This is a genomic window from Zhurongbacter thermophilus, assembly GCF_026184435.1.
Taxonomy (GTDB): Bacteria; Coprothermobacterota; Coprothermobacteria; order Coprothermobacterales; family JAADFF01; genus JAADFF01.
Window position 1 is genome coordinate 1,213,982 of the sequence record NZ_CP046447.1, and the last position, 11,915, is coordinate 1,225,896.

An 11,915-nucleotide genomic window follows, 5' to 3' on the forward strand; every position below is an offset into this window, starting at 1 on the left:
AAGAAAGAGATATAATAAACATAGAGGTGAGCAAGATGAAAAAGGCAATAGCGTTAATCTTGATTATAAGTGTATGCCTATTAATGGGAGGTTGCAGCACAGCAAACACTCAATCTGGTAATACGGCAACGATATCCAACATCGATACATCGGGATGTATTGACCCAAGTATGATAGAAGATCTTGCCTCACAGACAGCTACGCCCTAAAAACATATTTACCCTATCCATAAGCTCATACCAAGGATAGTAACCATGTTTGATCTTGAGAAGAATCTTGCTTTCAGGTAGTGGAAAGAACACCTCAGAAAATACGCTGTAGGCCGAAAACTCAGCAGTAGCCCTTATGGCATGCATCATGTTTTTATAGCGAAAGTCTGCTCTCAACCGCGACACATAAAGACTTCTCAATATATCTACTGCTTTATCCACAGAGACATCTTGAATCTTTTTGTTATACACAGAAACACCAATCCTTTTCTTGCCCGATATTTCATAGGTATAAGTATCAAGGGGGATTTCTACTCTGCTTAAAATATCCCACAGTGGGATATCACTCCTATAAAGAGAGAAAATCTCTATAGTCTTCCTTATTTTCCAAAGCATACTGCCATAGACAGGATAGCCCCTCAGTTCTTCATAAATGTAAGAACACACAGATGACACATGCCAGTTTAGATATGGCACAAAGACCTTTATATAATCGGCACTGCCCCAAAGTATACATGAAGGACATGTATAGGAAAATAGAATATCAATAGCCTTAATATCTCCTGCTCTTAGCCGTCTTACAAATTCCTCTTCTGGCAGAAGCAGTATATCTATGTCATCTTTGGTATTGGGACTATTATCTCTTGCTGTGGAAAAGTGAAACACCTCTCTACATCTACATATACCCCAGATATCGGTGTCAGAATTGTCATCTGCCGTGCCATAAAGATGAGAACCTCCCAGCGTGAGATACAAAATCTCAATATCAGCGGGAATATACCTCTTCACATACGAGAGCATTGAGGTCCTCCTTCGTATTGATGTTATAAAATGAGCGTAGCTTTCTCCTGTCTTTTACACGGTATGGAGTATATAGATGTTTTCTGTGTTTAAAAAACCACTGAAGGCCTCGTCCTCCACTATCTACATAAGATATAAGTTCACCTAATATGCACTTGCTATAGACAGCATGTAGTGGCTCAAGTAGACCTACAGAGTGAGTGGGTATGACGGTGCACCTTCCCCGTCCGCTGATATGTATAAGTTTTTTCAAAAAACCTTTGTCTAAAAAGGGCATATCACCGGCAACAAGGAGAGCACTATCTCTCTGCAAGGCGGTGATAACACCACCTATAGGACCAATAAGATATGAATCTATAAGCGTATGGTAGCCCCTTTTCATAAAAGACTCTGCCCTATCCTCTGATGTAATGATATACACAGGGTAGCCAAGCGAAGACATCTTATCGTAAACAATATCAATAAGAGGCTTATCACCTACAGGATGATGAAGTTTATCACCACCAAACCGTTTGGCCTTACCTCCAGCCAGTATACCCACTATCATAAAACCACCTCTTAATTAGTATAAAGGGCGGGGATGCCCCCGCCCCTATATCTTAGTTTGTCTCTACTGCTTCTTTACCGTGGGCAAGGTGATATACAACACCTATAAGGAGCAGACCTCCAACAATATTACCGAGTATAACAGGAATAAGGTTCCAGTACAGGAACTGCCCCCAGGATACTTTAGCACCAAGCATCATACCAACAGGAACAAAGTACATATTGGCAACACTGTGCTCAAAGCCTGTGGTGACAAATGCCATTATGGGGAACCAGATACCAAGCATTTTACCCACAGCATCTTCTGCCACAAAGGCAAGGAGTATGGCAAGATTGACAAGCATATTACAACCAATGGCCTTCATAAAAACACTCCACAAGCCAAATGCACCGGCACTTTGATATGTGAGCACCTTAGCCTCGGCAATCTTAATGGCCGCCTGCCCAAACACATTAGGTGTGGCACCCGATGCAGAGAGAGACACAAAAGGACCTACACTCATAAGATATGCCCAGAAAATACTGCCAAAGAAATTACCAATGATAACCCAGAGCCAAACTCTCCACACCTTGTTCCATGTTGTTTTCTTTTGAAATACCGCTACGGGTACACACATGACATCTCCTGTGAATAGTTCCATACCTGTAAGGACAATGGCAATAAGGCCCACAGGGAAGACAGCACCAAGCATAAACTTCTTCAATCCGATAGAAGAAATACCTGTACTGGCAACAGTGGCAAGGGCACCACCTACGGCAATAAACATGCCTCCCATAAAGCCTCTCAGCAGCAGCTGAAAGGTAGACAGCTCACCTTTCTTCCTGCCAACATTACCTATGGCCTTCATCATTTCTACAGGATTTTTGATGTAAGCCAAGATAAACCCCTCCTTTCAACGGAATTTTTATATACCTAAAAACTCGGGTTGTATATAAAAGAAGGGGGGAAAGATTCCCCCCTTACGATCAGATTTTTTCTATCTTTACAGCAGACACCTTGTACTCAGGAATCTTCGCATAAGGGTCGAGTACATCGGGAGTGAGCCTATTGGCTGGTGCTTCTTTAAAGTGGAACGCCATGAATACTACACCCTTTGGCACAATATCTGTTACCCATGCATAGACCTCTACAGAGCCTCTACGGGAAGATACTCTAACCTTGTCACCATCTTTGATACCAAGACGTTCGGCATCCTCAGGATTAATCTGGACGAATGGCTTATCCATAAGCTCATTCAGTGCCCTTGTTCTCCTTGTCATGGTGCCAGTGTGGAAGTGCTGGAGCACCCTACCTGTTGTCATGATAAATGGATACTCTTCATCGGGCTCTTCCCATGGACCCTGATATGGCACAGCATAAAATCTACCTTTACCATCAGGGTGGGCAAACTTATCTGTATGCAGTATTGGGGTACCAGGGTGGTCCAGTCCCCGGACAGGCCAGTGCAGCACCTCTCCACGCTCAAGACGCTCGTAAGTTACACCAGCATAAATTGGGGCCACCCTGCGAATCTCCTCCATAATCTCCGCGGGACTGCTGTAGTGCATATCATATCCCATATAGCGAGCAAGCTCCTGTATGATTACCCAGTCGGGTTTAGCACTACCTATTGGCTCAAATGCCTTTCTTACACGCTGGATACGTCTATCAGAGTTTGTATATGTTCCCTCTTTCTCAAGGAATGCCGCTGCAGGAAGCACGACATCGGCAAGCTCTGCTGTCTCTGTCATGAAGATATCCTGCACCACAAGGAACTCAAGTGCTTTAAGGTTTTCTATAACCTCATTTGTATTGGGGTCAGAAATCACAGGATTTTCACCCATGATATACAGGGCTTTAATCTTACCTTCCTTAACACCATGAACCATCTCAACAATGGTGAGACCCTTCTTGGAAGAGAGGTAATCTACATTCCATGCCTGCATAAACTTCATAACTGCCTCGGGATCGGTAACCTTCTGATAACCGGGGAAGACATTGGGCAATGCTGCCATATCACAGGCACCCTGGACATTGTTTTGACCTCTCAGTGGGTTAACACCTGTGCCGGGCTTACCTACATTGCCTGTAAGCATGGCAAGGTTGGCAAGGGAAAGGACATTGCCAACACCATGGGCATGCTGTGTAATACCCATGCAGTAGACAATAGAGGCACGCTCTGCTGTGGCATATACCTTAGCAGCCTTTTCTATAAGCTCGGCAGGCACACCGGTAATCTTCTCTGCCCACTCTGGGGTCATATCTTTAACAGTCTGGGCAACTTCTTCAAAGCCCAGTGTTCTCTCTTTGACAAACTGTTTATCCCACAAGCCATCTCTGATGATGACATGCATCATGGCACCAATCAGGGCTATATCTGTACCGGGTTTCAGCTGGAGGAATATATCTGCCTCTCTGGCAAGGTCTATCTTTCTTGGATCGGCAACAATGAGGGTTGCACCGTTTCTATGTGCCTTTCTGATGTAGTAAGAGGTTACAGGATGTGTCTCTGTGGTATTGGAGCCTATAACAAATATGACATTTGCATCAAGGGCAAGGTCTGGTATGGTATTGGTCATTGCAGCGGAGCCGAAGGCTCGGGCAAGACCGGTAACAGTAGATGCATGGCACAGTCTTGCACAGTGGTCAACATTGTTGGTGCCAATGACAGCACGCATGAACTTCTGGAAGAGATAGTTTTCTTCATTGGTGCACTTGGCAGAGGCAAAACCACCTATGGCATCAGGACCATACTTCTCCTTAATCTCGGTAAGACGCTGTGCTACATAGGAAAGAGCCTCGTCCCAAGATACTTCAACAAACTTGCCATCTTTCTTTATCAGTGGTTTCTTCAATCTATCGGGAGAACTGACAAAATCAAGGCCAAATCTACCCTTGACACATGTCTCTCCAATAGTACCATTGACCTCTTTTTCATCGTGCACACCGTAAACCTCTACAACCTTTCTCTCCTCAGGCTGAACTCTAACCTCAAGTTGACAACCCACACCGCAGTAAGGACATGTCGTTCTAACAGTTGTTGTGCGATAGTATCTTTCTCTGGGCTCATCAACTCTCTTTTTAATAATGGCACCAGTAGGACATACCTGCAAACAGTTACCACAGGACACACATGCCGTCTCACCCAGTGGATCTCCCATCCACGCAACGACCTGTGTATCTTCTCCCCTCTTTGCAAGGGTAAGAATACCAAGACCTGTTACCTCTTCACAGGCCCTAATACACTTTTCACAGAGAATACATTTCTTGGGGTCAATCTCTATAACAGCAGATGATGTATCTTTCTCACCACTGCGTGGTTTGTGGTCAATATTTTCGTAATCTACGGCAAAGAATGTGGCATACTCTCTGAGCTGACATCTGTCTACGGCATCACAGCCACATTCCATACAGCGGGAGGTTTCTCCTCTAATTTCTTCTTCTGCATAGGGAAGCTCTATTTCCCCAAAATCTTTAACCCTTTCCTCAGCAGGTCTACGCTTGTGAGGCAGTCTGCTAGCTGGTTTAACATCGCTATAGTCTATCTCACCCTCTTTATAGAAGTGGTTGTAAGGTTTCCACTCCATTATGAGATCTTTTATTTCATTGTCAGAGTAAATCTCATTTATGTACTTCCACGGCTCATTAAATGCCTTCTTCACAAGGTCAAGCTTGCCCTTGTGGTACATATCTACCATATCAGCTGCCCTTCTACCCTGTGCTATAGCCTCAATAACTGTGCGTGGACCCATAGCGGCATCGCCTATAATAAACACATCACCAAGAGAGGTCTGGAGTGTGTGCTTGTCATACTTTGCCCAGCCCCTATCTGTCTCAATACCCAGTTTTTCAAAGAGGCTGCCATCGGGTTTCTGGCCTATGGCAATAAAGACACTATCGGCTTCCATGAAGAAGTTAGAGCCTTCTATGGGTATAGGTCTTCTTCTACCTCTTTCGTCAGGCTCTCCCAGTTTCATCCTTACAAGCTCCACTTTTCCACCCTCATGGAATGCCACAGGTGTAGCAAGGAACTCAAACTTTACGCCTTCCTCCTCTGCCTCAAGGACCTCTATATCGTGGGCTGGCATCTCTGCCCTACTACGACGATATACAACAGTCACATCGGCACCAAGACGGCGGGAGATACGGGCAACATCCATTGCCACATCTCCACCACCAATAACCAGTACCTTTTTGCCAACCTTTACCTTTTCACCGTTGTGGAACTTGGTAATAAAGTCTACACCTACCTGTACATAGGGCAAATCTTCACCAGGTATGTTCATCTTTCTCGATTTCCACGCACCGGTGGCTATAACAACACTGTCAAACTGGGAGCGTATTTCATCAAAGGATATGTCTTTTCCTATCTCCACACCGGTCTTTACATGAATACCATAAAGGAGTGAAGAGGCAATATCTTTATCAAGCACCTCACGGGGCAGTCTGTATTCAGGAATACCATAACGAAGCATACCACCGAGCTTAGGCATCTTCTCAAATATCGTTACCTCATAACCTTTTAATCGGAGATAGTAAGCAGCAGACAAACCACCGGGACCACCACCTATGACCGCAACCTTCTTTCCATTAAAGGGTGGTAATTGGGGCATCCATGGACCATCTTCAAGGTCTCTATCTGCTGCAAACTTCTTAGCCTGCCTAATAGATACGGCACCTTCAAGTTCACCTCTATGGCATCTATCTTCACAAAATGCCGGACACACCCTACCAAGAACAGCTGCAAGAATATAGGATTTCTTCATTACAGCAACGGCCTCGTGGTATTTGCCTTCCTTTATAAGTCTAAGGTATGTTGGGATATCGGAGTGAGCGGGACATGCATCAATACATGGAGCTATACAATCACCGCAGTGGTGCACCATATTCATTTCCATAAGCTGCATACGATAATCCAAGATATCTGGGGTATCGGTATAAACCTCCATACCCTCTTGAACTTCAGTAGTACAGGCAGTGACAATCATGGACTGTGGACCTGTACCATTTTTATTGAGCCACCTATCACCTATTTTTATCTTCACACCACACATACGACACACACCAACAGGAGAAAGCCCTTTTTCATGGCATAGATGGGGAATATAAAAGCCATTCTCTATAGCTGTGTCGAGGACATTGGCTCCCTTTTTCGCCTTCACAGGTATTCCATTGATTTTAATGTTTACATACTCCACGCTCCTCACTCCTTTCCAAAAGCATCAATCTTCACAACGGCATCAAATGGACATACAGCCATACATGTGCCACATTTCACACAGGCTTCGGGATCAATGACATGTACCTTACCGGGCTCACCGGATATGGCATTTACAGGACAGTTCTTAGCACAAATGGTACATCCTTTACATGCCTCGGGCACAATGTAATATTCAATTAGTGGCAAACATGCCTTGGCCGGACACTTCTTTTCTTCAATGTGGGCTATATACTCATCTTTAAAGTATCTCAGCGTAGAAAGGACTGGTCCCGGAGCTGTCTGTCCCAAACCACATAAAGATGTATTCTTCACCGTCACAGCCATCTTCTCCAATTTCTCCAGATCCTCCATGGTTCCCTTGCCCTGTGTGATACGCTCAAGAATATCATACATCTCCACAAGGCCATCTCGGCATGGTGTACACTGGCCACAAGACTCATTCTTTGTAAACTCAATGAAGAACTTGGCGACATCAACCATACAAGAGGTCTCGTCAAGGGCAATAACACCACCAGATCCCATAATGGCACCAAGAGAGCCTAGGCTTTCATAGTCTATGGGAGCATCAAAGTGCTCTGTGGGCACACAACCACCAGAAGGACCACCAAGCTGAACGGCTTTCAGAGTATGACCTTCTGGTGCACCTCTACCTATATCTTCAAGCAACACTTTTATCGGGGTACCCAGCGATACTTCCGCAAGACCACTAACACTAAGGGAACCGGCAAGGGCAAAGACTTTGGTACCAGGACTTCTATCTGTACCAAATTGTCTAAACCACTGGGCTCCTCTTTCCATGATAAGGGCAACATTTATTAGTGTCTCAACATTGTTAATAATGGTAGGCTTGCCGAAGAGACCTTTCTGGGCTGGAAATGGTGGTCTTGGTCTTGGCCTTCCAGCCTTACCTTCAATAGAGGCAATAAGGGCTGTCTCCTCACCGCACACAAATGCACCAGCACCTTTAAATACCTCTATGTCAAAGGAAAACCCTGTACCTAAGATATTCTCACCAAGAAGTCCTTTCTCTTTGGCAACTTTAATAGCATGCTCAAGAAGATGTGCTGCCAGTGGATACTCTGCCCTTGTATATATATATCCTTTAGAAGCACCTATAGCATAACCAGCAATGGTCAGGCCCTCTATAAGGGCAAAGGGGGCTCCCTCCATCTCTGCCCTATTCATATATGCACCGGGGTCACCTTCATCACCATTGGCAATAACATACTTGGGCTCACCCTGTGCCTGCCTGGCAAATTTCCACTTCAGTCCTGTGGGAAATCCTGCACCACCACGGCCTCTCAGTCCACTATCGTAAACTTCCTGTATAACATCATCGGGAGACATTTGCAGAGCACGAGCAAGGCCAAAATAACCACCAGCCCCAATATACTCCTCTATACTTGTTGGGTCTATAAGACCTACCCTTTCAAGAACAACACTCTCTTGATACTTGAAAAATGGAATATCCCACATGTGATAAATAACTTCTCCTGTTATAGGATCTTTATAGTGGTGACCATCGACATATGGATTTTCACTCAGTGCTGCATCTATTATCTGCTTTGCCGTCTCTTCATCTTTCACCTTTGTATACAAAACACCACCGGGATACATGGCCACAAGGGGACCTTCAGAACACATACGCATACAACCAACATTAATAACCTCTACCTTATCCTCAAGACCCTCTTTTTCTACTATCTCCTTAAAGAGCCGGTATGTAGGTTTCTCACCACCAATACTGAGACACGATGTACCACCACATGTAAGAATATATTTCTTACCTGGCTCTAGCGTTCTCTTCCTTCTTATCTCTATACGTTCTTTGTACTCATCCCTTATTTTCTCCAAAGTTTCAAATGTATATCTCACCGCTTACACCCCCACACCTTGAGACTGTATCTGCTCTTTAATCTTCTTCACAACCTCGCGTGCCTTCTGAGGTGTGAGATATCCGAATATCTCTTCCTTACCATCCTTAATAACAACCATATTGGGACCAGTGCTACAACAACCAATACAACCAACAGATTCCAGTGTGAATTTACCATCGGGAGTTGTTCCTTCACCCTGAAGACCAAGCTCATCTATAAGCTCATTCATAATAATGCCACTACCCATAACATGGCAGGCCGTTCCACGACACACCCTTATTATGACTTCGCCCTTAGGCTCAAGGGAGAAAAAGTGATAAAAAGTCGCCGTGCTGTATATAACAGCAGGTGAAACCTTCAATACATCTGCAAGATACTCCATAGCCTCACGGGGAAGATAGCCGTAAGTTTCCTGAATCTCCTCTAGAACAGGCAAAATAACCTCTGTCGTTCTACCTTTTCTCTCTATATGCTTCTTTACAATCTCCTCATAAGTTAATTTATCTGGCAAGATACTCACCTCCCAAGGTTCTTGTCTACGACTATGGTAACAAAAGTTCAAAATGTAGGGACTATATTAATTTAATTCATATACCTTAACTTTATAAGACTGCATTTTGTGCTACAATATATCTGCGTCTTGCGTCTAGCCCATGTTCGTGGTAAAATAGCCTTTGACTTGTATAGACATCAGGAGGTGGATAAAATGGCAGCCAGGTGCGATATATGCGGAAAAGGCACTATGTTTGGTCATAATGTGTCTCACTCCAATAGGAGAACAAAGAGAGTATTTAAGGCAAACCTGAGAAAGGTTAGAGTTATTGAAAATGGCAAGAAAAAGACCATTAAGGTCTGCATGAAGTGCTACAAGAGACTCCTTAAAGAGGGTAAAGTCGTATTTGCCTAATGTAAGTTCTTTGTACTTCCGCCGGCGGAAAAAGAAGGGGGCACAAGTGGTGCCCCCTTCCTTATTGTTAATATTCTATACCTTCACGAGCAGGCACACCGGCATTAAAGTAATGCTTAACCTCACACATCTCTGTGACAAGGTCGGCCATTTCCTTAATCTCTTCTGGAGCATATCTACCTGTCAAAATAAGTTCCGTATTTTCAGGCTTGACCTTTATAAGCCTCTTAACATCTTCCACACTGAGTAGTTTGAATTTTACAGCAACATTGATTTCATCAACAACAACAATATCAAATTGCTCTTTCTCCATCATATCTAAGACAAACTGCAATCCTTTTTTAGCCTCCTCTATACTTTTTTCATCGGGAGCATTAGGGTCTACAAAGTAGTCTGTGCCAAATTTCTTGTGTACTATAGGGAAACCTGCCTTCTGAAGTGCATCAAATGTCTTCTCCTCACCATATGTATAGGCAGGTCCTTTCATAAGGCTAACAAAGAGCACCTTCTTACCATGTCCCAAAGCCCTTGTAGTAAGACCTATGGCAGCTGTCGTTTTACCCTTACCGTTACCAGTGTATACCTGCACCTTTCCCGTAATTTTCTTTTCACCCATACACAAACCCCTCCTTAGATATAAAATAGTTAGGTTATTATATAGCGAAATACATAGTGGGAGGGATTTTATATGCATCTGACAACATGGCAGGCAATCATACTGGGTATTGTTCAGGGTATAGGCGAGTTTCTACCCATCTCCTCTTCAGCACATCTTATCATTGTTAGAGACCTACTGGGCATTCCAGATCCCGGTCTTGCCTACGATGTGTTTTTACACGGTGCTACACTACTGGCAACACTTGCAGTATTGGGATATGCCCTCTATATAGATATTAAAAAACACCCCAAGGTGCTATGGCTCATCCTCATAGGTATCATTCCAGCTGGTGTGATAGGAGTGCTATTTAAAGACACTATAGAAAATCTCATTAGAGAAAATCTCCTCATCATTGCACTGTCACTCATCATATGGTCTATACTAATGCTCATAGCCGATGAAAGATGGCAAGATAAAAAGATGGAAGAGCTCTCCCCATTAGGGGCATTTGTTATTGGTATCTTTCAGGCATTTGCCCTTATACCCGGTACATCACGTTCAGGTTCAACCATTGTAGGTGCATCGTTTATGGGGCTATCCCGTGATGAAGCTTTTCGTTTTTCGTTTTATCTTTCCATACCCACAGTAGGTGGGGCATTTTTACTTGCCCTGAAAGATTTAGTATCCTCCGGTGAGGCTATCACATCGGCATTTTGGATAGGGGCCAGTGTATCATTTGTTGTAGGAGTTATCTCACTCATACTACTAAGGAATATCATTAAGAAATTCGGACTAAGACCATTTGCCATATACAGAAGTGCTTTAGGTATATTCCTTATTGTTTACTACTTTGTGAAAATGCACTAAAAGAAGGGCTCTGGAGCCCTTCTTTACATATTTTCTAAAAACTTTTTGATACCATCCATATACTTATAACCTGTCATATCAAGTGAGATTGGTGTAATAGAAACATACCCATGCTTTACAGCCCATATATCGGTATCCTCTGCATCTTCATACACAGGCCTACCATCAAGCCAGTAATACACCCGCCCTCTAGGATCAACTCTCTTAACAACCCAGTCTTCAAATGCCTTACCTCCCATTCGGGCAAGCTTATAACCCTTGATGTTCTCTATGGGAACAGATGGAACATTTATGTTTAGCACATATTCAGATGATAGGATCGTTTGCACTCCCTTATCAAGTAAATCAATGACAACCTGGGCCGCTGTCTCAGCATATATCCCTTCCCACGAATCAACAGAAACAGCCATAGACGGAATACCATGAAGTATACCCTCTATAGCGGCGGCAACTGTTCCAGAGTAGATAATATCGTGTCCAACATTGGCACCATGATTAATTCCAGATATGAGAATATCGGCATCTTTAACAATATCTCCAAGTCCTATAAGCACACAATCAGACGGTGAACCGTTAACTACTGCATATCCATGACATCCGCAAGGCATCTTAACCTCCCTCAGAGGTAAGATCATATCCAGTGTAATAGCATGACTTGATGCACTCTTAGGCCTATCAGGTGCAACAACGACAACATCATATCCCTTGTCTATTAAGGCCTTTGTCAAAGTATTAATACCCTCTGCCCATATACCATCATCATTTGTAACCATTATCTTCATACTAATCGCCTCCTACAGTGCATTATACACTTGCTCCAAGTACTTAACACAGTAAAACAAAACATATGCATTGTAAACTACTTAAAGTAGTAGACGAATAAGAATAATATTTGTATAATGATATTAA

Annotated in this window: 10 protein-coding genes; 2 read left to right on the forward strand and 8 right to left on the reverse strand. The window is 43.6% G+C overall.

Annotation, left to right across the window (positions count from 1 at the left end; genetic code table 11):
• Positions 1-188 precede the first annotated feature (188 nt).
• From GM182_RS06120 to GM182_RS06145, 6 genes are all read right to left on the reverse strand, one after another.
• Positions 189-1,010, reverse strand: a complete 822-nt coding sequence (locus tag GM182_RS06120; RefSeq protein WP_449186224.1) for a hypothetical protein — start codon at positions 1,008-1,010, stop codon at positions 189-191.
• Positions 976-1,557 carry a molybdenum cofactor guanylyltransferase gene (gene mobA, locus GM182_RS06125; RefSeq protein WP_449186225.1) on the reverse strand — a complete coding sequence of 194 codons (582 nt, stop codon included), beginning with the start codon at positions 1,555-1,557 and terminating at the stop codon, positions 976-978. The genes GM182_RS06120 and mobA overlap by 35 nt, the downstream gene beginning before the upstream one ends.
• A 52-nt stretch (positions 1,558-1,609) precedes the next feature.
• Positions 1,610-2,407, reverse strand: a complete 798-nt coding sequence (locus GM182_RS06130; RefSeq protein WP_449187296.1) for a formate/nitrite transporter family protein — start codon at positions 2,405-2,407, stop codon at positions 1,610-1,612.
• A 115-nt stretch (positions 2,408-2,522) separates the two neighbouring features.
• Positions 2,523-6,734, reverse strand: coding sequence for a formate dehydrogenase subunit alpha (fdhF, locus tag GM182_RS06135; protein ID WP_449186226.1), 4,212 nt, complete (start codon positions 6,732-6,734; stop codon positions 2,523-2,525).
• A gap of 5 nt (positions 6,735-6,739) precedes the next feature.
• Entirely contained in the window at positions 6,740-8,572 is a 1,833-nt protein-coding gene (locus tag GM182_RS06140; RefSeq protein ID WP_449187297.1) for an NADH-quinone oxidoreductase subunit NuoF, read from the reverse strand.
• A gap of 63 nt (positions 8,573-8,635) precedes the next feature.
• Positions 8,636-9,145, reverse strand: coding sequence for an NADH-quinone oxidoreductase subunit NuoE family protein (locus GM182_RS06145; RefSeq protein ID WP_449186227.1), 510 nt, complete (start codon positions 9,143-9,145; stop codon positions 8,636-8,638).
• A 195-nt stretch (positions 9,146-9,340) separates the two neighbouring features.
• Between GM182_RS06145 and rpmB the strand changes: the two genes are divergently transcribed.
• Complete coding sequence (gene rpmB, locus GM182_RS06150; protein WP_449186228.1) at positions 9,341-9,541, forward strand: 50S ribosomal protein L28; 201 nt, start codon at positions 9,341-9,343, stop codon at positions 9,539-9,541.
• Between the two features lie 67 nt (positions 9,542-9,608).
• On the opposite strand, the gene cobO is transcribed toward rpmB, so the two are convergent.
• Positions 9,609-10,157, reverse strand: a complete 549-nt coding sequence (gene cobO, locus GM182_RS06155) for a cob(I)yrinic acid a,c-diamide adenosyltransferase (RefSeq protein ID WP_449186229.1) — start codon at positions 10,155-10,157, stop codon at positions 9,609-9,611.
• Between the two features lie 72 nt (positions 10,158-10,229).
• Between cobO and GM182_RS06160 the strand changes: the two genes are divergently transcribed.
• Positions 10,230-11,006: an undecaprenyl-diphosphate phosphatase gene (locus tag GM182_RS06160; RefSeq protein WP_449186230.1), complete on the forward strand. Its 777-nt coding sequence runs from the start codon at positions 10,230-10,232 to the stop codon at positions 11,004-11,006.
• A gap of 23 nt (positions 11,007-11,029) precedes the next feature.
• Here GM182_RS06160 and surE read toward each other — a convergent pair whose 3' ends face one another.
• The gene (surE, locus tag GM182_RS06165; protein WP_449186231.1) at positions 11,030-11,788 is read right to left on the reverse strand and encodes a 5'/3'-nucleotidase SurE; all 759 of its coding nucleotides are present in this window, start codon (positions 11,786-11,788) and stop codon (positions 11,030-11,032) included.
• Positions 11,789-11,915 lie beyond the last annotated feature (127 nt).

Bases quoted from the DNA above. Each gene is read 5' to 3' on its own strand.
- GM182_RS06120 (WP_449186224.1), bottom strand. From the start codon at position 1,010: ATGCTCTCGTATGTGAAGAGGTATATTCCCGCTGATATTGAGATTTTG.
- mobA (WP_449186225.1), bottom strand. From the start codon at position 1,557: ATGATAGTGGGTATACTGGCTGGAGGTAAGGCCAAACGGTTTGGTGGT.
- GM182_RS06130 (WP_449187296.1), bottom strand. From the start codon at position 2,407: ATGATGAAGGCCATAGGTAATGTTGGCAGGAAGAAAGGTGAGCTGTCT.
- rpmB (WP_449186228.1), top strand. From the start codon at position 9,341: ATGGCAGCCAGGTGCGATATATGCGGAAAAGGCACTATGTTTGGTCAT.
- cobO (WP_449186229.1), bottom strand. From the start codon at position 10,157: ATGGGTGAAAAGAAAATTACGGGAAAGGTGCAGGTATACACTGGTAAC.
- GM182_RS06160 (WP_449186230.1), top strand. From the start codon at position 10,230: ATGCATCTGACAACATGGCAGGCAATCATACTGGGTATTGTTCAGGGT.
- surE (WP_449186231.1), bottom strand. From the start codon at position 11,788: ATGAAGATAATGGTTACAAATGATGATGGTATATGGGCAGAGGGTATT.